Origin of the sequence: Caballeronia sp. GAWG1-5s-s (assembly GCF_023631445.1) — a bacterium.
GTDB lineage: Bacteria > Pseudomonadota > Gammaproteobacteria > Burkholderiales > Burkholderiaceae > Caballeronia.
The window spans coordinates 16,145-38,126 of sequence record NZ_JALQDC010000028.1 but is presented as its reverse complement, the minus strand read 5'-3'; the positions used below and the strand labels follow the sequence as shown (position 1 = coordinate 38,126).

Annotated in this window: 18 protein-coding genes; 7 read left to right on the top strand and 11 right to left on the bottom strand. The window is 61.2% G+C overall.

Going from position 1 to position 21,982, the window contains the following annotated elements; genetic code table 11:
- The first annotated feature begins 47 nt into the window (after window positions 1–47).
- A complete protein-coding gene (locus NCR34_RS19550; protein ID WP_248324259.1) occupies window positions 48–734 on the top strand; it encodes a TetR family transcriptional regulator in 687 nt (228 codons plus the stop codon).
- Between the two features lie 222 nt (window positions 735–956).
- On the top strand, window positions 957–1,316 hold the full coding sequence (locus NCR34_RS19545; protein WP_248324258.1) for a BON domain-containing protein: 360 nt from the start codon (window positions 957–959) through the stop codon (window positions 1,314–1,316).
- Between the two features lie 92 nt (window positions 1,317–1,408).
- On the opposite strand, the gene NCR34_RS19540 is transcribed toward NCR34_RS19545, so the two are convergent.
- From NCR34_RS19540 to NCR34_RS19525, 4 genes are all read right to left on the bottom strand, one after another.
- On the bottom strand, window positions 1,409–2,854 hold the full coding sequence (locus NCR34_RS19540; protein ID WP_248324257.1) for a tyrosinase family protein: 1,446 nt from the start codon (window positions 2,852–2,854) through the stop codon (window positions 1,409–1,411).
- Between the two features lie 394 nt (window positions 2,855–3,248).
- Window positions 3,249–3,902: a hypothetical protein gene (locus NCR34_RS19535; protein WP_250501006.1), complete on the bottom strand. Its 654-nt coding sequence runs from the start codon at window positions 3,900–3,902 to the stop codon at window positions 3,249–3,251.
- A gap of 16 nt (window positions 3,903–3,918) precedes the next feature.
- Window positions 3,919–6,060, bottom strand: a complete 2,142-nt coding sequence (locus NCR34_RS19530) for an alkaline phosphatase family protein (RefSeq protein ID WP_250501005.1) — start codon at window positions 6,058–6,060, stop codon at window positions 3,919–3,921.
- A gap of 340 nt (window positions 6,061–6,400) precedes the next feature.
- Window positions 6,401–6,535: a hypothetical protein gene (locus tag NCR34_RS19525; RefSeq protein WP_350029444.1), complete on the bottom strand. Its 135-nt coding sequence runs from the start codon at window positions 6,533–6,535 to the stop codon at window positions 6,401–6,403.
- Window positions 6,536–6,878: 343 nt separating this feature from the next.
- Here NCR34_RS19525 and NCR34_RS19520 point away from each other — a divergent pair, with 343 nt between their 5' ends.
- Together NCR34_RS19520 and NCR34_RS19515 are read left to right on the top strand one after the other, a co-directional pair.
- Complete coding sequence (locus NCR34_RS19520) at window positions 6,879–8,192, top strand: MFS transporter (protein ID WP_250501004.1); 1,314 nt, start codon at window positions 6,879–6,881, stop codon at window positions 8,190–8,192.
- A gap of 31 nt (window positions 8,193–8,223) precedes the next feature.
- Window positions 8,224–9,729, top strand: a complete 1,506-nt coding sequence (locus NCR34_RS19515) for a M81 family metallopeptidase (RefSeq protein ID WP_248324254.1) — start codon at window positions 8,224–8,226, stop codon at window positions 9,727–9,729.
- A 424-nt stretch (window positions 9,730–10,153) separates the two neighbouring features.
- On the opposite strand, the gene NCR34_RS19510 is transcribed toward NCR34_RS19515, so the two are convergent.
- Window positions 10,154–11,050, bottom strand: a complete 897-nt coding sequence (locus NCR34_RS19510) for a LysR family transcriptional regulator (protein ID WP_250501003.1) — start codon at window positions 11,048–11,050, stop codon at window positions 10,154–10,156.
- Between the two features lie 108 nt (window positions 11,051–11,158).
- Here NCR34_RS19510 and NCR34_RS19505 point away from each other — a divergent pair, with 108 nt between their 5' ends.
- Both NCR34_RS19505 and NCR34_RS19500 read left to right on the top strand, forming a co-directional pair.
- Window positions 11,159–11,866, top strand: coding sequence for an SDR family NAD(P)-dependent oxidoreductase (locus NCR34_RS19505; protein WP_248324252.1), 708 nt, complete (start codon window positions 11,159–11,161; stop codon window positions 11,864–11,866).
- Between the two features lie 1,997 nt (window positions 11,867–13,863).
- Window positions 13,864–14,217, top strand: a complete 354-nt coding sequence (locus tag NCR34_RS19500; RefSeq protein ID WP_250501002.1) for a hypothetical protein — start codon at window positions 13,864–13,866, stop codon at window positions 14,215–14,217.
- Window positions 14,218–14,419: 202 nt separating this feature from the next.
- Here the strand turns inward: NCR34_RS19500 and NCR34_RS19495 are convergent, their stop codons facing one another.
- On the bottom strand, window positions 14,420–14,671 hold the full coding sequence (locus NCR34_RS19495) for a hypothetical protein (protein WP_248324761.1): 252 nt from the start codon (window positions 14,669–14,671) through the stop codon (window positions 14,420–14,422).
- A 138-nt stretch (window positions 14,672–14,809) separates the two neighbouring features.
- Window positions 14,810–16,516, bottom strand: a complete 1,707-nt coding sequence (locus tag NCR34_RS19490; protein ID WP_250501001.1) for a carboxylesterase/lipase family protein — start codon at window positions 16,514–16,516, stop codon at window positions 14,810–14,812.
- Between the two features lie 310 nt (window positions 16,517–16,826).
- Between NCR34_RS19490 and NCR34_RS19485 the strand changes: the two genes are divergently transcribed.
- Window positions 16,827–17,042, top strand: coding sequence for a hypothetical protein (locus NCR34_RS19485; protein WP_248324759.1), 216 nt, complete (start codon window positions 16,827–16,829; stop codon window positions 17,040–17,042).
- Window positions 17,043–17,156: 114 nt separating this feature from the next.
- Here the strand turns inward: NCR34_RS19485 and NCR34_RS19480 are convergent, their stop codons facing one another.
- The 4 genes from NCR34_RS19480 to NCR34_RS19465 all read right to left on the bottom strand — a co-directional run bounded on the left by NCR34_RS19480 (window position 17,157) and on the right by NCR34_RS19465 (window position 21,950).
- Window positions 17,157–17,672, bottom strand: coding sequence for a flavin reductase (locus tag NCR34_RS19480; protein ID WP_248324757.1), 516 nt, complete (start codon window positions 17,670–17,672; stop codon window positions 17,157–17,159).
- A gap of 28 nt (window positions 17,673–17,700) precedes the next feature.
- Entirely contained in the window at window positions 17,701–18,891 is a 1,191-nt protein-coding gene (locus tag NCR34_RS19475; RefSeq protein ID WP_248324755.1) for an acyl-CoA dehydrogenase family protein, read from the bottom strand.
- Between the two features lie 32 nt (window positions 18,892–18,923).
- Window positions 18,924–20,276, bottom strand: a complete 1,353-nt coding sequence (locus tag NCR34_RS19470) for an MFS transporter (protein WP_371747514.1) — start codon at window positions 20,274–20,276, stop codon at window positions 18,924–18,926.
- A gap of 765 nt (window positions 20,277–21,041) precedes the next feature.
- Complete coding sequence (locus NCR34_RS19465) at window positions 21,042–21,950, bottom strand: LysR family transcriptional regulator (protein ID WP_248324781.1); 909 nt, start codon at window positions 21,948–21,950, stop codon at window positions 21,042–21,044.
- Window positions 21,951–21,982 lie beyond the last annotated feature (32 nt).

Here is a 21,982-nt window from a genome sequence, read left to right as displayed (position 1 = left end):
GACATGTCGCGGACCGCAGCGCGCGGCCGCCATCATCGGGAGAAGGGATGCATCGAACGGATTGTCCGGTGGCAATGGCCGAGCACGACTGCGTGGTCCGCGTGAAGCGGCCGCGCGGCCTTCGGAAGGCGCCGCGGCAGGCTCGCTCCGTGGCGCTCGTCACGGCGTTGAAGCAGACCGGCCGCAGCATTCTGGAAAACGAGGGACGCGAAGCGCTGACGGCGCTGCGCGTGGCGGAAAGCGCGGGCGTCGCGATCAGTTCGCTGTACGAATACTTTCCGACGATGGATGCGCTGATCGGCGCCGTGTTCGACGACTACCGCAACGAATCGCGCGATGCGCTGCTCGCGGGCATCGCCGCATTGCCGCCCAGCGCGACGCTGTTCGACGGCATCCTGCTGACGCTGACGGTCGGGCTCGGCGTGCATCGCAAGAAGATGCTGCTCGATCCGGCCTTCAACGTGCGCTCGATCCACTACGACGAACTCGTGCGGCTCGATCTCGTCAAGGCGGAGGAAATCTGGCATCCGGGCGCGACGCCGGCATTGATGGCGCGCTTCCAGTCGGAAATCCGCGTGCGCGATGCGGAAAAGGCGCGGTTCATGGTGCTTCACACGCTGCTTGCGCTGCCCCGCGCGATGGTGCTCGAACGGCCCGACTATCTCGCCGCGCCGGACACGCCGTATCTGCTCGCACGAATGATTCATGCGCTGCTCACGACCGAATCGCGGTAAGGCGCGGCCTTCCGTCCCGCGCTCGCCAGTCGCGCCCCCTATTCACGAGGGGGGCGGGACATCGGACAATGCGCCTATCCTTGCGGTGCAAAGAGGATTGCGGGCGACGGCGTTTCGCGATCCGAATGAATTCGAGTTCGACAGCGGACGGGCGTTGCAGGTCCAGCGCTGAAGAACATTTGCCGCGCCTGCATCGACTGGCGCGGTCATTTCAGGGGAAACATGTTGAAGAATTTGAAGCAATACCTCCTTCTTCCGGTGTTGTGCGCGACGGTCGCGCTGGCGCATGCGCAAGCCGCGAGCGACGTTCCCGCGAGCGCGGACGCCGCCTCCGCCGCTCGTCAGCAAGACAAGACCGCGGATCGCGCGCTGCGCAAGGACGTCATCCGCTCGCTCACCCGCACGAAGGGGCTCAACACCGCGCGCATCACGGTGCGAGTGAAAAACGGCGTCGTGATGCTGCAAGGGTCGGTCGCGGACCAATCGGAGATCGACTTGGCCACGCGCGCGGCGTCGAACACGCCGGGCGTCGCGTCGGTCAAGAACAGCCTCACCATTCAGGGGCCGATGGGTAGCGAGTAGGCCGGGGCGCTCGGGTGACGAGAAGCGCGAGCACAAAGAAAAAAGCCCGTCGCAATGCGACGGGCTTCTTCGCTTAGATGCCGCCAGCAGCGTCAGTCGGCAGTCGTCGCGAGTTCGAGGCGCAGTTCGTTCATCGACATCACGACGCCCGTCGGCGAATTGTCGCCATTCACGCGCACGAGCGAGACGACGACCTGCTTCAGTTCCGCGGGCGTCAGGCCGCGCAGCGCATCGTTGGCAGGCAGCATCAGCGTGCCGCCGGCATGGTGCATGGCCGCTGAGACTTCGAACGGTCCGATCGTTCCGACGAAGCGGGCTTGCGCGCTCGGATCGGCGTCTCCGGCAGACGGCAAGTTGACGTACACGTTATAAAAGTAGCCGCCTTGCTTGCCGAGCGACGTGACCGTGACGGTGTCGAGCACGATCTTCGCGAACTTGGCCTGGCCGGGCGCTGCCTGGGCGTTCGGGTTGGCGTTCGTGGCCGCGGGAGTGGTCAACGGCGATGTGACCGCAGTTTGCAGAGCCGTCACATCCGACGATGCCAGCGAGACCGCCGCGCTCACCGAATGCTCGTTGAGCTTCAGATTCGCCACGCCGCCGAGCGAGCGGCGGCCGTTGCCGATGGAGCGGGGCCCCGTCGCGCTGAAGTTGCCGATGGCCGGACGCGTGCGGATCGGCGGAATCTGCGCCTGCACGCGGATGATTCTGCCCACCTGCGCGCTCGGCGGCATGGACGACGGCAACGAGTTGTTCGCGTACGAATAGCCCAGCAGCGAAGGCTGGTAGGTCTTCGACTTCGCTATCGTGAGTCCGGACGCATACGTGAACGAGCCGCTCCAGTACGAATCCGTCGGCGACGGATAATTGGTTCGCGCGAGGCCCGCCCATCCGTCGAACAGGCGGTCGACGTTTGCATGATGCAGGTAGAAGATCGGATCGGTCGGCGACTGCATGTCGGCCATCCATCCACCGATAATGTCGTGCACCGGATTGTGCGGCGCATTTTCGAACGACGCTTCGTACGAGTTACTGGTGCCGCGCTGGAAGTTATTGACCTGCGTCGAAAACGGCGCCATGGTCAGCGCGTTATAGACGTTCGAGTTCGCGCGGCCGGACACGTATAACGGATTACCGGTCGCGCTATCGAGAAACTCGCTCGGAATGGTCGGGTGCGCGTAGTAATCCCAATAAGGCAACGTGAGCGAGCTGTCTCCGCTAACGGTTCGCAGTTGCTGTTCGAAGTAATAGAGATAGCCGCGGTGCCATGCGAAGAAGTACGGCTTCATGTGCGGGCAGTAATTCACGTGCACATTCACCCAGTAGTTCCACGAAGTGGGCTTGCTGGCGTCGGTGACGGCCTTCATCAGCTTGATGGCATTCAGAAAAGACGCATATTGCGGCGTCGTTTTGAACGTTTGCCATTCCACCCGGACGTGGCCCGTGGTAGCGGTCATGCCGGGAATGGGAAGCGACATTAACGCCGCTGCGGACGCGGAGCTTTTCAGGAAAGTCCGGCGGCTATAGGGGTTCTTTGCCATATTGATTCTCCTACGGCTAAATCGATGTTTTGTGCGCGGGGACGCGTTAGGGCCGTGTGCACCGGCAGATGCACAGGCGAAGTCATGAGTGCGGTATCTGACCGACCGGACATACGATACCCGTCATCGCGCGCGCGGTGCGCCGCAGTTGCCGCCCGAATGTGGCACGGCGCACACTATGCGGTTCTGCAAAGCCCCGCGTGAAGGGCATTTGTAGGAAAGAGCCCGAGGAGGGTGCAATCCGACCGGTCGGTCGCGAAAGCGCGCCGCGGCTCTCGCGCAACACTTTGTACGTGTGCGCTCCGGTAAATCCCCGGCTGACTGAGAGGTGAGTGGCGCGCCGGCCCGCTCTGCGCTTGTATTGGTTCTATTGAGCGGCGGGCCTTAGGCGCGTTCAGTCGTTGTCAAGCTCGGCGTTCGCATCATTGCGCACGAAGCCGGCATCGTGTAATTGGAAGGTATCGCGCGGCAGACGTTCACGGTCGACCGCCGTCACCCGCCAGACGACGCCCTGCGCACTGGACCAGATCACGAGCGGCAAACGGTCCTTCTCGCTCCAGCAGACGCGATGCGTCTCGCCCGCCTGCTCGATCCCATACCACCGGCAGCTCGCCAAAGGCGCGTCGGTGTTCGGCGGCGCCTCGGCCGGCACGATGCGGTACGCGCCGACCGGATGCCGCAATCCGTGCGAGAGATCGAACCAGTCCGAGAAGCGCCCGAGACGCACCAGGTTGTTCCGGTCGATGCGCGTCGTGATGCGCTTGTCGTAGTCGACGACGATCATCTGATAATCCGTCGGGTCCGACGCGTCGCGAATGACGTACGTATCGACGGCATCGTCGGTGCGGCGGCGCAGGCGCGACTCGCCGTCGCGCCAGACCTGCATCGTGTGGAGCCCGTCGCGCGCCGCATACTTCACCGTGAAGTGAAGCGTCGGCGGCTCGCCTTGCGCGGAAAACGCGGACTCGAACGTCGGCGCATGGACCTTCTTCGGCGAGCCGTGCGCGGGAGAACAGATCAGGAGCGCGCCGCACAGCGATGCGAGCATCGCCGCGCGGCCGCGCTTAATGGCGAATGGCCTTGGCATAGTCGAAGTAGCGATAAGTCTTGTTGTCCACGGTCAGATCCTTGACCGCGAGGTTGATCGTGTAGGTGCCCTGCGCAAGCGACGTGTCGGCGGTGGCGCCGGTCGGGTCCGTGGGCAGTTCGAAGCGCAAGCCCGTCGCGACCGAAGGCGGCGTGACCACCGACGCCGCGACGCTCGGCGTCGCGCTGCTCGCGGCAGTCTTGAGCGATTCGTTGATGATGCGCCCGTCGGCCTGCGGCATCGAAAGACCGAGCAGGTAGGCTACCGTCGGCGCGACATCGACGTTGCCGGTCGGCGTGCTGACGACCGTCGACGGCTTGAACGACGGACCGTTCGCAATGAGCGTGTTGTGCACGTCGTTGATGCCGAAGCTGCCGTGCATGCCGCGCTGTCCGCCCACGCTCTCGAACTCGATGCCCGGCATGCCCTGAACGCTCGTCTGGTCGTCCCACGTGAAGCTCGCGACGACGTCCGGCTGGCCGTTGTTCTGGCGCTGGGCGTTTTCGAGGTTGACCATCGACATCGGCAGGGTGCCCGGCAGGTTGCCGTAGCGGCTATCGACGAAAATCGCGCCGAACTCTTCGCGCTGTTGCAGCACTTGCACGAGCTTGCGGATGGTGGCGGGATCGTGGCCCGGCACGTAGAAGTAGTCGGAGCCGCCGTTCGCCGCAATGACGATGCCGTTCGCCGGCAAGCTGCCGACGGCCGGCACCTTGAAGCTCGCGACGGGCGCGGGCAGGTTCGCGCTGATCGCCTGATACTTCGTGTTGGCCGCGCCGCACAGCGTGCCGGTTGTATCGTTCTTCACGGGCACGGTGGGCGTGCCGTTCGCCGTCAGACCGTACATGGCCGAGGTGACGCAGCCGGAGCCGTCGTAGGCGTTGAAGCCGCGGAAGGTGAGGAGGTCGGCCGAGCGCACGTCGCCGGAGAACGAGTAGCCGTTCGCGTTGACGGCGCCCAGCGCGGCGGCGTCGCTGCCGCTCGTCGAGCCGTTGACGGGGCTGCCCGAAGGCGGCGTCGCGGACGGCGTGATCGCGCGCAGCGGATACAGCGCGAGCGGACCCGACACCGTCGAATGCCCGTGGTCCGACACGACGACGATGTTCGTCGTCTCGTAGAGATTGTTGGCTTTCAGGCCTGCGATCAGCTCGCCGAGCCGCGCGTCTTGCGAACGCAGGCCGGCCTTCATGTTCGACGTGCCGGGGCCATAGCCGTGCTCGACGTTATCCGGCGTGCGGAACCAGATGAGCGACAGCATGGGCTGCTTCTTCGGCAGGATGTACTGCGTGAAGACGGACATCATGTACTTGTTGGCCGCGTCTTCCGGCGCGCCTTGCGTCGTGTCGGCGCTGTCGCGCGCGGCGACCGTGAGCTTGCCCGCCGGGTCGTAGGCCGTCGTGTTGAACGTGACGTAGCCGGCGCGCGCGGTCGGATCGCCGTTGCTGGACGCGAGCGTGACCGCGTCGTTGCCGGAATAGCCGAACACCGTGTTCTTCGGCACGGCGATGTTCGCGGCCTGCAGCTCGGACACGAGGCTGCGCGGCTGCACGGTGTTTTCGTCGAGGAAGTAACCGCCCTGATTCAGATTCTGGATGTATGCCGCGCCGGACTTGCCGATGGCGGCCGTCACCATGCCGGCGGCCTGCGCGGTGGCGAACAGGCTTTTCACGAGCAGCAACTGGCCGCTGTAGTAGTTATTGAGCGTGGTCAGGACTTGATAGTCTTCGGTGAACACCGGATCGACGTAATCCTGACTCCCGCCCGAAGCCGACTTGCCGACGGGAATGGTGTTCGACGCGCCTTGCGGCGGTGTCCAGAACGTGTTGCCGTAGAAGCCGCTCGTCTTCGGGAACGAGCCCGTCGCGAACGACGAGCCGTTCATCATCGTGAAGGTCGGATACGTCGAGTGATTGTCGGTGAAGTTGACGCCGGCCTGACGGAGCGCGTAGAGGTTCGGCGTATCGGCCTGAGTGACCGAGTCGGGGCGCAGTCCATCCCACACCATGATGACGGTGCGCGTTGCCTGCGGAGGGTTCGGATGCGACGCGTCATGTCCGCCGCAACCGAGTAGAGACACACTGCCCACCAGGGCCATTGACCAGAAACGCAGGCTCGCCATTCGATTCACTCCGTTAGTCTTAGACATCGTTTAGAGGAGCGAGGCTAAAGACGCCGGATTACAAGGAAGTGACAAAGCTTGCGATTGTGGGATTTCGGCGCTGAGTGGATTACTAAAGCCGTACGTTTGGATGGACGTCGGGTGGACAGAGGGGCTAATAAGGTTGAGACCGTGCTGGTGCACCTGGAGCGATGATGGATGCCGTGGAGAACGTGGCATTCTGCGAAGCTGCCGTGCGCAATGGGCTCTCGCGGAGTACGGTTGTATGAATGGTGCTGTAAGGCTGGCTTTATGCCGATGGCTTTGAGATGCCTATTCACGCTACCGAAGCGCGATGGTCTTAGGCGACGGATTCGCTTCCCAGCGCCGGCGCCGACAGCGTCGCGCGTTCATGCACGTGAGCCATCGGCGTGCGGTCGATCATCAGACTGAGCAGTTCGGGACGGTTGTAATGGCCGGCTGCGTCCATCAGCATCTTGCGGCGGTCGATCTTGCGCTCTTTCCCGCCTGACCGACGCGAGTTGCCTGGCGACTTCCAAGCGCAGCTTCCCGACGTAGACCCTGGCGACTCCCTGTTCAACGGCGGCTGCTGAGCCCGGGCGATGACCGGATCATCTGCACCGTCCCGCCGCGATCATCATCGTTGGCCAGTCTCCGACCGTCGTGCTGATCGGTCTCGCGCGTGAACCGGGCGTCCGATTCGAAACCTTGCGTTGCTCGAAAGACAACGACATGTGAACTTAGTTGCTCTTGCTCGCACGGCTGCATGCGTCGACTATGGTCTCACCCGACGAGGGAAGACCCAATAGGAGACGCGGATGTCGACCATTCAGATGTTGCGCGACGGCCAGGCCGTTTCGGCGCTCTATAGCAGAATCAATTGGCGGCTTTTACCGCTGCTCATCGCGTGCTACATGTTCGCGTATCTGGATCGCGTGAACGTAGGGTTCGCGAAGCTTCAGATGCAAAGCGACCTCGGCTTTTCCGATGCCGCATACGGCGTAGGCGCTGGGATCTTCTTCATCGGCTACGTGCTGTTCGAGATTCCAAGCAACCTGATGCTGCCGAAGCTCGGGGCGCGCCTCACGTTCAGTCGCATTCTGGTTCTCTGGGGCGTGACGTCGGCATGCATGCTGTTCGTGCGCAGCGTGCCCGCGTTTTACGCAATGCGTTTTCTGCTCGGCGTGTTCGAAGCGGGCTTCGCACCGGGCATGATCTATTACCTGTCGCGCTGGTATGGACCGACGCGCATGGCCCGCGCCATTGCGATCGTGTTCGTCGCGGGGCCGCTCGGCGGCGTGATCGGAGGGCCGCTTTCGGCGTGGCTGATTTCATCGCTCCCGGGCGTCGGCGGACTGGCCGGCTGGCAGTGGATGTTTCTCGTCGAAGGCCTGCCGTGTATCGCGCTCGGCGCGCTCGTGTGGTTCGTGCTCGCTGATCGTCCGTCTGATGCGCGCTGGCTCACGCAGGACGAACAACGTGTCGTCGAAGCGGAAGTCGACGCGCACGCAAGTTCTGAGCATCGCATCGAATCGTTTCGCGAGGTGCTGCGCAATCCGCGCGTCTATCTGCTCGCACTCGCGTACTTCTGCATCATCTTTTCGATCTACGCGATCAGTTTCTGGCTGCCGACGCTGCTCAAGGAACAGGGCGTGAACGACACGATCCGCCTCGGCTGGTTCGTGGCGATTCCGTATCTGGCCGCCGCGATCGCCATGTATGCAGCCGGCCGCCGCTCCGACAAGCTGGGCGAGCGGCGCTATCACAGCGCACTTCCGGAGCTTGCCGCTGCCGCGTTGTTGGTCGCGACGCCTTACGCGTCCGGGCATCTCTTCGCGACCCTCACGCTGCTCACCCTCGCCACCGCCTGCATGTGGATGGCCTACACGGTCTTCTGGGCGATCCCGTCGGAAACCATCGCGGGTCCCGCGGCGGCGGGAGGCATCGCGTTCATCAATACGATCGGGCTTTCCGGCGGGTTCTGGGGGCCGGCGGCGCTCGGCTGGGTGAAAGCCGCGACCGGCAGCACGAACGGCGGACTGCTCCTGATGGCAGGCATGGCTGCGCTTTCATGCGTGCTGATTCTTGCCAACAAGCGAACGGTCGCGAGCGCAAGAATGCGCGCAGCCTGACTCTCTATCGACAGATACACGGACCACGGACATGAAGATCTTGATCGCAGGATTTCAGCACGAAACGAACACCTTCGCGCCGACGAAGGCAAGCTACCAGAGCTTCATTCAGGGCGAAGGTTTCCCGCCGATGGCGCACGGCGCCGAAGTGCTCGCGCTGCGTGACGTGAATGTGCCGATCGGCGGCTTCATCAAGTGGGCAGAGGCGCAAGGCCACGAATTGATCCCGGTGATCTGGGCTGGCGCGAGCGCATCGGCGCAGGTGACGGAGGACGCGTATGAACGCATCGCGGGCGCCATCGTCGAGCAGGTGAAAAAAGGCGGCTTCGATGCAATCTATCTCGATCTGCACGGCGCGATGGTGACCGAGCATCTCGATGACGGCGAAGGCGAATTGCTTGCGCGCGTGCGGCGCATCGTGGGCGACGACATGCCGCTCGTTGTGTCGCTCGACCTGCATGCGAACGTCACAGCAAGCATGCTGGAACTCGCTGATGCGCTCGTCGCGTATCGCACGTATCCACACGTCGATATGGCCGAGACCGGGTTGCGCGCAGCGCATCTCCTCGCGCAGCGCGTCGCGCACGGCAGGCCGTTCAAACGCGCGATGCGACGCGTGCCGTTCCTGATTCCGGTGAACGGTATGTGTACGCTGGTGGAGCCGGCGCGCGGCATGTACGGTGCGATCGAGGCGCTGGAAAAGACGGTGGTGTCGCTATCGTTCGCGCCCGGCTTTCCGGCATCGGATTTCGTCGCGTGCGGTCCGGCGATCTGGGGATATGCGCTCGATCAGGCAAGCGCGGAGCACGCGGTCGATGCGTTGTACACGCGGATCACCCACGACGAAGCGCGTTGGGGCGTGTCTTTCCTTTCGCCTGACGAAGCCGTCCTGGAAGCCATCGCCGCCGGCCGCGCTGCGACAAAGCCCGTTGTCATCGCGGATACGCAGGACAATCCCGGCGTCGGCGGTGATTCGAACACGATGGGCATGGTGCGCGCACTGTTGCGTCACCGTGCGCGCGACGCGGCCGTAGGCGTCATCTGGGACGAGCAGGCAGCGCGGGCGGCGCATCGCGCAGGCGTGGGCGCGCGCATCAGACTCGCGCTCGGCGGCGGCTCGAATGTACCGGGCGATTCACCGGTCGAAGGCGAGTTCGAGGTCGAGTCTGTGTCGGATGGACGATTTCGTTTCGACGGCCCGATGCTTCAAGGCATGAAAGGCGAACTCGGGCCGACCGCGTGCCTGCGCATCGAAGGATTACGCATCGTGGTAAGCAGCATCAAGATGCAGGTGTTCGACCGAAATCTGTTTCGCGTCGCGGGCATCGAGCCGGAGCATATGAAAATCGTCGTGGTCAAGAGCTCGGTGCATTTTCGCGCCGACTTCGAGCCGATTACCGCGCGCATTCTCGTTGCAAAAGCTCCCGGCCCGATGGCCGCCGATCCTGCGGATCTGCCCTGGCGCCATCTGGATGCACGCATGCGCTTGCGACCGAAAGGGCCGACGCTCGAGGCGCTGCGTGCATCGGCTGCATGATGGTGTTTGGGTTTGCGGCTCGACGCGATCATGAAAGGGACGAGCGGTAGTCAGTCTTTGCATGATGCGGGAAGCCTTTGCAGGTTTTCAGCTTGCCGTTTCTCGGCAGCTTGACCGAAGAGGCCGCGAGTCGGCATAGGGCGCGATCGGATCGTCGGCGTCGTGCATTGCGAGCTGGCCGATGGCTGTCCTGCAAGCGATGGCACGGAATGACGGTTCCACTCCAATGAAAACGGCGACTGCGCGACCGGCTGCAACAGGTCGCCTAGAGCCGACCGCAGCCGGTGGCACGCGGCCATGAAGCGTCAGTCGATGCGCCATCGCTCGGACGTTTCGACGTAATGTTCGCCCTCGAGTGCAGCGGTTGAGGGCCGAGATCGACTGGCCGGGGCAAGGCGATGGTAGGCCAACAGGCCATCGCCTGTCATGCGTTGAAAAGCGCCTCACTTTCCTTGAATGAATCGATCAAGTGCTGCGTAACCACCCTTAGCGTCGGCACGTTACGGTCCTGCCTGCGTATGAGAAGCCACATATCTCGCGGGGGAGGCAGCGGCCCTAGAGCGGACAACCGCAGCCCAGACAGACTTCGCCCTAGATAATGGGGCAGCAAAGCTAAACCCGCGCCGTCCCGAGCCGCAATAGCTTGCAGTATGTGATTTTCAGCGCGGAATGAAACGCGACAGTGAGGGAAATGCTGCGACAACCAGCTCGTGCCGGGCATGTCGGCGCTTTCCTCGTTGAAACTCACGAAAACCGGCGGCTCTCCTCGTTCGACTCGTTCACACTGCGCGGTTGTGCCATAGAAGCCGAACGACATGAGGCCGAGTGACTTGGCGATCAGGTCCGCGTCGGCAAGGCGACCCACGCGCACCGCGATATCTGCTTTGTGACGATCGAGACTGACCGAACGAAGGTTCGTCGCAAGATCGATATCGATACCGGGGTAGGACTCGGTGAGGCGGGTAAGGCGGGCAAGTATGAAGCCCTGCGTCAGCGCGGGCGGTGCATTGATACGCACCAGGCCTCGAAGGCTGCCGTCTCCATCGCTCGCCTCGGCATGCTTCATTCTCTGCGCTGCAGCTTCCATCTCCGCTGCAGCCTGCAACGTATTTCTTCCCGCAGGAGTCAGTACGTATCCTTCTGGCCTGCGCTCGACCAGCTTCTGACCCGTGCTCTCCTCGAGAGACTGAACACGGCGGGCGACCGTTGCATGATTAACGCGCAGTGCGCGTGCCGTAGCAGACAGGCTTCCGTAGCGTCCAAGCGCCAGAAAAATCCTCATGTCCTGCCAGTCGAGTTCTGTGCGTTTTTTATCAGTCATTGCGCAAGGATAGCGACTCCCCGTTCACGAAGTCCAGCGCTAACCTCCTGTCCATACCACGAGATGCCAACGGCATCCCAAGTTCAGTCAACAGCCAGGAGAAATACCATGAGTCAGAAGAAAGTAGCCATTGTCACCGGCGCTTCCCAAGGTATGGGCGAGGGGATCGTCAAGGCTTTTCGCGCGCGCGGCTACGGCGTGGTTGCGACGTCGCGCTCCATTCAGCCCTCAGCCGACCCGGACCTTGTGACCGTCGCGGGCGACATCGGTGACCCGGAGACCGGCAAGCGTGTGGTCGCTGCAGCGCTGGACCGCTTTGGCCGAATCGACACGCTGGTGAACAACGCCGGCATTTTTATCGGCAAGGCATTCACTGAATACACCGAAGAAGATTATCGTCTCAAGCTAAAGACCAACCTCGACGGTTTCTTTTTCACGACCCAGCAAGTCATTCCGGTGATGTTGAAACAGGGCAGCGGACACGTTGTCCAGATCACTGCCTCGACGGCGGAGTTTGCGAGCTCTCGCTCTCCCGCTTTCCTCGCGATGCTGACCAAGGGCGGGATGAATTCCGCCACCAAGAGCATGGCGATCGAGTACGCCACACGCGGCATTCGCGTGAACGCAGTGGCGCCGGGCGTCATCCGCACGCCCATGCACGATCCGAGCATGGTGGAAAAGCTGGCTGCCTTTCACCCCATGAACAAGCTAGGCGAGGTCGAAGATATTGTTCGAGCGGTGCTCTACCTCGAGGACGCAGCCTTCTCGACCGGCGAGATTCTCCACGTCGATGGCGGCCTTATCGCAGGGCGCTGAACTTAAGGGAGGCGCGCAATCAGCGCCTCCCTTTCTCTTGGAGAACCGTATGCCGATTGTGAATATTCTCGTGACTCGTGAAGGCACACTCCCTCACGAGGAACGTACGATCCGTGAGCAGAAAGCCGCAGTCTCTGCAGCGCTCTCTCTTTCAAGCGATGGCACTCCATCGACCCGTCCACGGTGCACCGAGCCGCGCACTAGTCGGGCAACCTTCGTCGAGTCACTGAGTGGGAGCGCTGCGAGCGAGCCTACGTCGGCGAACCGGCCTTTGGGACGAAAGCCAAGCTTTGGGCTGGGATCACTCACGCCGAAGTCACAGGCGGGCCTCGATCATTCATCGCAGGGGCGCGACGCACTTCGGCTAACTGACATGCTCGGCGACATATGATCGACCGCTTGCCTTGCATACCGAGTAGCGGCCGGTCCTCCCCATTGGTGCCCGCAGCGAATCGCCGAGCATTCAATAGTGGATCGTAAGTGGCTCCGGGTAGTCGAGCGGGTAAGCTGACTCAATGCCCCACGCTTCAGCCGTGTAAGGTGGGGGACCGGAGTGACCTCCCGGGTAGGTATAACAGGAGCCCGCGCCCGAACTCGAATGAACGACTATGGTCGTGGTCGGGCCGTCGGGCGCGAGATAGAGGGTTAGCTTCGCGCCATTCCTGACCAGAGTGGAAGGCCTCAGCACTGGCCAGGCATTGACGATCGCGGGGGGGCCGCTACAGTCTGCGGTTGGAAAGGAGAATCCGCCTGCCGACCAAGCGTACTCCGACGCATGTTGCCGGCCATGTTCGTCGAAGGGTCGATAAACGCCTACGAACGTCCGCGCTCCTCCGACTGTCAGAACCACGCCTTTGCCGACGCTATCGATTGCGAGCGGGCCGACCGCATTGCCCCTGGCGTCGAAAACCTTGAGGACATCGTGCCCGTGCCGTCGGCCGTCGCCATGGACACCGTCTCCGTCGTGGTCACTGCCGGCGAATGCTGGCGTGGCGATGAACAGGAGCGTAACGACAGAAAGCAATTTGCACATCTCGGTCTCCCGTCAATGGGACTCTTGCGAGCTACCGGACGGTCAGCGGCTCAGGGAAGTGCTCGGTGAGCGAGAAGCTGCTCTCGGGCGTCCAGCCTTCCTCTCGACCAACGGGCATGATGCTTATGCACGAGCCGTCGACATACCGCGTGGAGCGTACCGACGGTGCTAAGTCGGACGAAAATGAGTCGGGCGCTATGTAAAGCGTCGCTTCGCCGCCCTGCCGCGAAACGGCTACAGGGCGTAGGTTGCCGGCTGGCTCTCCCCGTACGAAAGGCGGGCCGCTGCAGTCGCTCGTTCGGAAGGAGAACGCGTAAGACACATCGCCCCAGACGTACTGCGACGCGACGGTATGGCCGTTCGCATCGCTCGCCCGGTGAATCGGTACGAATACAATGGCCCCGTTCACCGTCAGAACCACACCCGGGGACGAGTTGCCGAAGAAGTCAGTGTGACCGGACGTTAAGGTGCCTACGAAACTTCCGCGCGCATCGACAACTCTCAGAGAGCGATGCTCACCTTCATGCCGTGTACCTACATCGTCGGCAGATCCGCGGCCGCTCCACATCGAGGCAAGGGCCACTACAATCACCGCAGTCTTGACTGTAGCTTTCACGAGAGACTCCTTCGCGTACTCGCAGTCCTGTCATCGCGTTCAATAGTGGACGGTGAGCGGCTCAAGGAAATACTGAGTTAGTGAATAAGCAAACCCAGTCATCCAGACCCCTCCCACGCCTGGAAGGTCATAGGCGCTGCATCGATCTTTAGCGTCGGAGTAGGACCTGAGGTCGACCGAAGCCGTGTCAGTATCCGAAGCAATGTAGGCTGTCACATCGGTGCCGCGTCGTACGACTTCTAGCGGTCTTAGCACGGCGAAGGTGTCGATGATCACCGGGGGCCCGCTGCAATCAGTTGTTGAGTACCACGGTTTTCCTTCCGCTCACGCATATTGAGTGGACGAGACGTGACCGCCGCTATCCGTCATCCGCCTTATGGGGACAACGACATTCGCGCCGTTGACAGTGATGAGAGCACCACTCGAGAAACTCGAGAATGGAGCATCAACGAGTGGTCCGACCACAATGCCCCTGCTGTCGAATACCCGCAGCTTTCGAGGACCATCGTGGCGATCGCGGTCGCTCTCACCGACTCCACCGTCGTGCGCAAATGTCTTCGACGGGACAGTCAGCAAGACAAGCAAGACACAAGAGAGCTTTCGCAGGTCGAGTTTCATGGTGTCGGATCGTACAACGCTGATCGCTTGATCAACCTGCTGTGTCGTCTGATCGAGAGTCGCCAGGCATGTGCACGAGACTAGCTGTTGCTCTCGACACAGAGGGCCTGCGGGGAAGGCTATCTGTTAAGAATATAGGATGCGCGCGACGACTAAGCAAACGGCGAATGTCGGCGAGCCGAGGCAGTCTTGAACAAAGTAATGCGCAACGAAAGTGCTAGTTATCCGGCGCGTCCGGCGAATGCATCGGCGACTTATGTCCCTATCGGCGAATTCGAAACGCGGTCTAACGCAGTGACCTCACGAGGTCAATCATTCTGAAGAAGTTTCGGTGTCGGCCATGAAGCGTCATTAGCACAGTCAAATTTGATCTGATTTCCAGGCGTCGCTTCCGCCTGCGGAAACAGCCGAACGCGTCGAGTTGCACCAGCATGCGCGCGCCCGTGTCCTCGGCGATCTGGATCGTGACGCCGGACAACTCGTATTGATCTGCATAAAGTGCGGGCACCGCATCCGCCGTACCGCGTTCAGCAAACACTGCGCACTCCGCTCCGACAGCAAAAAAGGGGCAGCAGCGCGCCGCTCACGCTCGAGTTGATCGGCGACCTCGCTTTAGATCACGAGGGTCGATGGCAGCCGCGCATAGCGACCTCATCGGCCCAGTCATGCGGATCAATTATTGATACTGCCGATTTACCGTTTGATTTGCGTCATTAAGCGGCTCAACAAGATCGAGTTGCGCTTTCAACGGATTCGGCTGGTTCACCTGCAAGGTGCCTGCTGCATTGAACTCCAATTGGTTGTCGAGTGCAATGTTGTATGCCGGCCAGTTTGTTAGACCTGCGTTAGACGGATTTCCCGTTTTTGCGAACGCAGTCCAGTAGGCGATCATGTTACGCGCCACCTGTTCGTCTTGACTCGTGACAGCTGTCCCGTAGATAGAGGAAAGGGTATCAAATACGTACGGAATCTCGGCACCATGCGTGGCGCCGGCGACGCTATTTTTGATCGACTGAGCGACATACGAGAAGCGATAGAGATACGTCGGCGCGCCGTTGGACGTAAAGATTCGGGCGACAAAGCGTGCGGGCTCATCCATCGTAATGACACGAGAAATTTGGCTCTCAATGGACGCCACAGAGGCGGTGCCGGTCGGATCGAACGCCGCAGCGGCAGCGCTCAAGTTTTGAGGACCGAAGATCGCGTACGCCTGCTCCTTCGTCGTAATGCCTTGAGTCGAAAATCCGAGGTCGGCACTGTTCACCCCAATCATGAGCGGGATCTTCGCAAAGTGTCCCGCCTTGTACTGATTCTCCGGTTCGTCAACCACAAGTTTACCGTCGATGACCGCGCCGCCTGAGAACGTGGCCAGGCTATGCGATGTATTCAACGTTGAGGTGTCCAACCCGCCGAGAACTTGATCTGCCGAGAGGGCACGTAGGGCGTCCAGCGAACTGGCATCACTCCCGTTGATTCCCAGTCCACTGGCGAATGAAGCACCCTGTTCTTCAGCCGACGCCCCAACCGTCTTGGCGTTACGCGTGAGCGTACGGCCATAGTACTGGTTGACGCGTCCATTGCCGGACTCATTGATCGCCTTCGCAAACAGTCCTGATGCCAACGGCGATGTCAGCAGGTTGTGGATAGCTTCACCTCCAGCCGATTCCCCGAATATCGTGACGTTCGTGGGGTCGCCGCCGAAATTGGAGATGTTACGCTGCACCCATTTCAAGGCGGCGATCTGGTCCATATAACCGTAATTAGCCAACGTTTCGCCGGACTGGGCAGCGGCCGCGGTGAGTGCAGGATGTGCAAAGAAGCCGAAGCGGCCGAGCCGGTAATTCACAGTGACGATAACGACGCCTTCTTTGGCGAACTGTGTGCCGTCATATTTCGGCATCGATGTTCCGCCAACGACGTAGGCACCGCCGTAGATCCAGACCATCACAGGCAAGTTCTTGCCAGTGCTGTTTTGCGGGCGCCAGACGTTGAGGTACAGACAATCTTCCGACGGGGCGACCGTCAGTGCGGAATTCGGGCCGCTCGTTTGCATGCAGTCATGAACAAAAGACGTGGCCTGCCGCACACCGCTCCATGCAGAGACGGGCTGGGGCGGGCGCCAGCGCAAGCTCCCGACGGGAGGAGCCGCAAAGGGAATACCCTTGTACGCCACCACGCCGTTAGCCGCCACGCCCTGCACGGCACCATCGGCCGTCATCGCGATTGTGGGATCGGCGGAATTCGAAGAGCCGCCACCTCCACAAGCAGACAGCGCCGCAGCGAGAATGGGGAAGGTAAGCAATGCGGGCAAGCGCATCGATGTGTCTTGCTTTAGCATAGCCTGTTCGATTTTTGCTGGAGCTTTACGTCTCTGTGTAGTCATGATGCCATCGTCCCCTCTATGATCCCGGATACCTTACCGCCATGACCCGTTGCTGCGGCGGGCTCTGCGGCGCAGAGCGGAATCGAGTATCGAAGAGTGAGTTTCTGCCGTCAAATTCAGGACATTAATGGGCTATATGAATTGCTTTCATACGGTCCGATAGTAAGGAATGCGACGTAACGTGCCTTGTAATCGAGCCCATAAGCTCGGCAAGGCGTACTGTGAGAGCTTTCCCGCCCGCATCATTCGCAGCACGTAACGCACGTAAACGAGCGGGCGTCCCGTCATCCGACAGGACGCCCGCGTAGGCGTGATTGAACTCAGTGGTTATTCCCCGTTGTGCGATGAACAGCTTTATGAATTCATCGGACTGACTAGGCATGCCTTTCTCGACACTCTGGCGGTAGAGAATTACAGCTCCAGGCACCTAAATGACATCGGCGAACCCTTGAAAGATGATGAGCTTGCCGCCATGCGTCGCGAATGCGGAGAGGTGAGGATAGGACGCATTATCTGCGAAGTCTAGGGTGTCGTGCATCACATCAACGGCCGCGCAAGCCGCCGATGTCCTTCAACGGCGCGACATCTCACAGCGCCGCTTATCCGCTTGCACCTATAAGAAGCGGGCAGACTTGCATGATCACGCTGCCTCGCAGGAAGCGGGGCGGGGGAGCCGATGAAACTGCCGCCCGAAATACACGAGACCATCGCCGTCGTTGCGCGAGCCAATGTGCTCGACCTGCACGAAAAGCACCGAATGCGAACCGACCTTCTTACTGTCGACGATACGGCCTTCAAGACTTGCGATCGCGTCATCGAGCACGGGAAGTTCCAGTGCGCCCGGCCGCGAGCCGCAGCGGGCGAAGCGTTCGTCCATCGAGCATCCATCCATGCCCGCAAAAACGCGCGCCAGTTCCTGCGCGTGCGCGCCCAGCACGTTGATGCACGCTCGACCATTATTGAGCAGCACGTCGTGAACATAGCTCGCCTGATTGATGCAGATGAGCATGGTCGGCGGCGTGTCGGTCACCGAGCATACGGCGCTCGCCGTGATACCGCAGCGTCCGTGCGGGCCGTCAGTGGTGATGACATTGACGGCCGCGCCGAGCGAGGCCATTGCGTTGCGAAACTGTGTGCGCGCTTGATCGTTCGTCATGGCTGTTGTCCTTTCGACGTTTGCAAGTTCAGGGATAAGGCGTGACCGGCGGAATGCCGACGAAGATCGCGCCTGATGCGTCGTAATTGCCTTCGCCGAGGAAGGCGTGTTGCGTGACGACGATCGAATCGCGCACCAGACGCTGCATCCGGTTCTCGCGATAGATCGCGCCGACGCCCGCCATCTTGTACGCCTGCATCACGATATCGGCGCAGGTGTGGGCCGCGTGCGTCGCCGACAGACGCAACAGGTTGGCTTCTGCGGGCAGCACCGGATCGCCCGCGAGCACCGTGCGCCACGATGCTTCCGCGGACTCGAAGAAGAATGCCCGCGCGCTGCGCAGTTGTGCTTCCGCCTGCGCGAGCCCCGATCGATAGTACGCGCGATCGGCAAGACGGGGCGCACCCGTCGTGGTCTTCGTTACTCCGGACATCCCTGCCAGCAGGTCGAGGGCGGCGCGCGCCAGGCCAAGGTTCACTGCCGCATGCACCTGCGCCTGGTAGGCGATGGCGGGATACCGATACAACGGTTCATCGATCAGCGGCGCGCCCCCGCGCACGAAGGTCCATTGTTCCTCGACGTACTTATCCTTCAGACGCAGATCGTGGCTGCCCGTGCCTTGCATACCGACCACATTCCAGTTATCGACAATCTCGACGTCGCCCGCCGGAAAGACCGCAGTGAACGGCTTGCCGGCGTTCTTGTCGTCAGCGCCGGCAGGCACCCCACCGATTCCGACGCCGATCCAGTCCGCCCCCTTGCAACCGCTCGCGAAGCGCCACTGCCCCGACACGAGGAAGCCGCCCGGCACTCGTTCGGCTTTCTGCAGCGGATACAGGCCGCCCGCGAAGACCTGATCGGGACCGGTCGCATAGATCTGCGCCTGCGTTTCGACTGGCAATGATGCGAGGTACGTGCTAGCGGAGCCGAACGCTGCGACCCATGCAGTCGACCCGTCCGCTATCGCAATGCGTTCGAGGATCTCAAGAAAGCGCGCGGGCGGAAGCGGCTCTCCGCCGAAACGCTTAGGAGTGCTCGAACGGAAAATTCCCGCGCGCTTCATCTTAGCTACCATATCGCGCGGCACATGCGACAGGGCGTCGAACTCGTCGCGGCGGCGCTCGACTTCTTCGATCAGCGCGTCGAGCGACAACGGTCCTGCATGCTCGGGATAGTCGTTTAACGAATCGATGATTGCGTCGCTTTGAAGGGCTTGCATAGGTGATACCTCTCGGTCGATGTATGCGGATGTCATTCGGGCTGCCGACGTGCAGCGACGCGCATCGCTTTGGGAAACGTCTCCCGTGCGAGCAACGTAGCGACGACCGTAATGAGCCCCAGTGCGCCCAGATAGATGGCGACCGGCACGGCGCTGCGATAGTGGGCGAGCAGCATGGTGGCGATCATTGGAGAAAGGCCACCACCTAGTACGGAAGACACTTCCCGGCCGATGCCAAGTCCAGAGAAACGCAAACGCACTGGCAACATTTCGCTGATGAACGCGGGTTGAGCGCCCTGAAGAATGCCCAGCGTGATGCTGTTGGCAAGGACGAGCGCCGCAACCACCTTCCAGTACTCGCCTGTGCCGAGCAGGGCGAAGTAGGGCCATCCGACAAGCACGATGGCGACCGCCCCCGCGAGATAAACCGGCTTGCGCCCAACTTTGTCGGTCGCCCAGCCAAAGAATAGCGAAACGGGGACCATCAGCAGCATCGAAATGCACAGGCCGCTCAGGATCCAGCTCGACTTGATGCCGAGAAACTGCCCGTATGCGATCGAAAACGCGAAGAAGAGGTAGGACGCCGCGCCCTCGCCGAAGCGCAGGCCAAAGACGGTGAGCACTTCGCGCGGACATTGGCGCAGCACCTCGATGACAGGCATCCGGCTTTCGTGGCGCGTGGCTTTTGCTTCGGCGAATGCGGCGCTTTCGCCGACCGAGCGGCGCATCCACAGGCCAAGGACAACGAGTGCGACGCTAGCGAGAAACGGAAGGCGCCATCCCCAGCTCTGGAAGTCGCCCGCCGGCAAGTTCTGCACGAGCAGGAACGCAGCGGTGGACAGAACGAAGCCCAGTGCCGCGCCGCAGGGGCTCCATGCCGAGAGCGCGCCGCGCTTCGATTGCGGCGCGTTCTCGTGAATCAATAAGATGCTGCCGCTCCATTCGCCTCCGGCCGCGAGTCCCTGAAGAGTACGCAAAAGGACCAGCATGATTGGCGCCGCAATGCCGACTTGCTGATACGTTGGCAAGACGCCCATCAAAGCGGTTGCGGTGCCCATCGTGAGCAATGTAAGCATCATCACGACTTTGCGACCGTATCGGTCACCGATATGTCCGCATAACATTCCGCCTATAGGTCGAGCGATAAAACCAACCGTGAAGCCACCGAATGCAGCGATGGTGCCCGTCAATGGGTCGGTGCCAACCGGAAAGAACAGCTTGCCGAAGACAAGTGCGGCGGCGGTGCCGTACAAGAAGAAGTCATACCACTCGAGAATTTGGCCGAGTACTGCCGTAGTGACGGCACGGCGCACGTTGCTCGCAGGACGGGCGGATCGAGTTTGAACGAGCGTACCTAGATCAGGATTCAGAGCTTCAGGGTTCATGGTGGAGGGAAACATGAGGTGATAGTTCCCGCTTCCCTGAGGCTCAAGAAGCGGCGCGGGTCGTACCGATGCGATGGGCCCACGATATGAGCCAGGACAGGGCTCGGTCAAATTCGGGACAAAAATACCCGCTATGAATCTGATGCATAAGCTTTCGGTGTCGTAGGTACTAACCCGTGATTTGTCGTGGGTTTCATCGCGCTTTTTGCCCGTTTTTTCGCTTCTTGGCCGTAAGGCACGAGCGGACACGCAGTGAGTGGCGCTTCATTTGCCGTACTGCCGTGAATACGCACGTATGAGACTTGCCTTCGTGACTTCTTACGGCTGTTCGCGGTTGCGGGCGCAACACACGCATAAGCCGCGGCGCCCCTGTGCGGCATTGTCGAGATCGCTTCAACCGGACTTGAACCTAGCGCTGCTAGAACCGAGCGGCGTTATTGAGCGCAGCCCTTGCGGCTGAGGGTTCCCTGATTGCGCTCCAGAGCGGCTCTATCTTGAGTGACGACTCGCTCGCGCGAAAGAGGCTCGGCCGAACGAAGGGCTTAATGTTCGGATACCACGCTTGCGCGGCTTGCCGACGCACTTCCGCCATTGCCCTACGCGTTCTCCCATTCGCCAATGGCGGCTTCAAGCACGCTATTGGGGTTGCGCTCGGAAGCCGCTGCGTTCGGTTGCTGAGCGCAATCGGGCTGAACGCCGCGACTGTTCGGCGGTTCACCGAGCAAAGTTGAAGCTAAAGCACGAGAGGAATGAGTGAGCGCGCGCTTAGTCGCGATGCAGCGTATCGATGACCAATTCGCGGAACCAACGGATCCCTTCGTCATTGTCGAAGTTGCGATGCCAATGGACGGTGGATTCGATGTCAGGGATTTCCGCCGGCATTGGATAGATCATGAAGTGGCCGGTCTCATTGAACATTTGGGCGGCTCCACGGTGAAGCGTCACCATCCAGTTCGTGCGCTGCAAAATGTGCGGAACTACCGTGAAATGCGGCACGCGCAATGCAATCCGCCGATGTAGACCTTGACTGCGCAAGACCTCGTCGATCGTCAGATGGCTACTGTCACTCGTCGTCACGGTGACATGTAAGAACTCCAGAAATTTTTGTCTCGATAGCGTTCGAACTGGCAACCCAGGGCGCTTGCGCGTCATGCAGACGAACTGATCGCGGAACAGCAGCGCGTGGTTCGTGACCGGCATCAGCGACGGAAGATTACCTATGGCGAGATCGATCTGGCCGAGTCGCATTTTTTCCTCTACGTCGCGCACCGGTATCTGCTCGGTCGACAGACGGACGTGAGGTGCTACGCGCTGAAGTCTTTCGCAGATAGGCGGCAGAAAGACATGTTCACCGATATCAGACATCGACAAGCGAAATTCACGCGTGGTCGTCGAAGGATCGAATTGTTCGCTTTCGCGCAGCGCTTCGCGAATGGAGGCAATGGCGCTGCCAAGAGGCACCGCCAGTCTCTCAGCAGTAGGGGTCGGAAGCATGCCGTCCGGCGTGCGCACAAACAGCGGATCATCGAACAACGACCGCAGGCGCCCCAGCGAATAGCTGATCGTTGGCTGCGACAACTCGAGTCTTTGCCCAGCACGCGTGAGACTGCGCTCTTCGAGGATCGCCTGGAAGACGCGTAGCAAGTTCAAATCGACCTGATGGAAATTGACCATGTCGATGTGGGGTAAAAAATTGATTGATTTGA

Bases quoted from the DNA above. Each gene is read 5' to 3' on its own strand.
- NCR34_RS19550 (WP_248324259.1), top strand. From the start codon at position 48: ATGCATCGAACGGATTGTCCGGTGGCAATGGCCGAGCACGACTGCGTG.
- NCR34_RS19545 (WP_248324258.1), top strand. From the start codon at position 957: ATGTTGAAGAATTTGAAGCAATACCTCCTTCTTCCGGTGTTGTGCGCG.
- NCR34_RS19540 (WP_248324257.1), bottom strand. From the start codon at position 2,854: ATGGCAAAGAACCCCTATAGCCGCCGGACTTTCCTGAAAAGCTCCGCG.
- NCR34_RS19535 (WP_250501006.1), bottom strand. From the start codon at position 3,902: ATGCTCGCATCGCTGTGCGGCGCGCTCCTGATCTGTTCTCCCGCGCAC.
- NCR34_RS19530 (WP_250501005.1), bottom strand. From the start codon at position 6,060: ATGGCGAGCCTGCGTTTCTGGTCAATGGCCCTGGTGGGCAGTGTGTCT.
- NCR34_RS19525 (WP_350029444.1), bottom strand. From the start codon at position 6,535: ATGCTGATGGACGCAGCCGGCCATTACAACCGTCCCGAACTGCTCAGT.
- NCR34_RS19520 (WP_250501004.1), top strand. From the start codon at position 6,879: ATGTCGACCATTCAGATGTTGCGCGACGGCCAGGCCGTTTCGGCGCTC.
- NCR34_RS19515 (WP_248324254.1), top strand. From the start codon at position 8,224: ATGAAGATCTTGATCGCAGGATTTCAGCACGAAACGAACACCTTCGCG.
- NCR34_RS19510 (WP_250501003.1), bottom strand. From the start codon at position 11,050: ATGACTGATAAAAAACGCACAGAACTCGACTGGCAGGACATGAGGATT.
- NCR34_RS19505 (WP_248324252.1), top strand. From the start codon at position 11,159: ATGAGTCAGAAGAAAGTAGCCATTGTCACCGGCGCTTCCCAAGGTATG.
- NCR34_RS19490 (WP_250501001.1), bottom strand. From the start codon at position 16,516: ATGACTACACAGAGACGTAAAGCTCCAGCAAAAATCGAACAGGCTATG.
- NCR34_RS19480 (WP_248324757.1), bottom strand. From the start codon at position 17,672: ATGACGAACGATCAAGCGCGCACACAGTTTCGCAACGCAATGGCCTCG.
- NCR34_RS19475 (WP_248324755.1), bottom strand. From the start codon at position 18,891: ATGCAAGCCCTTCAAAGCGACGCAATCATCGATTCGTTAAACGACTAT.
- NCR34_RS19470 (WP_371747514.1), bottom strand. From the start codon at position 20,276: ATGAACCCTGAAGCTCTGAATCCTGATCTAGGTACGCTCGTTCAAACT.
- NCR34_RS19465 (WP_248324781.1), bottom strand. From the start codon at position 21,950: ATGGTCAATTTCCATCAGGTCGATTTGAACTTGCTACGCGTCTTCCAG.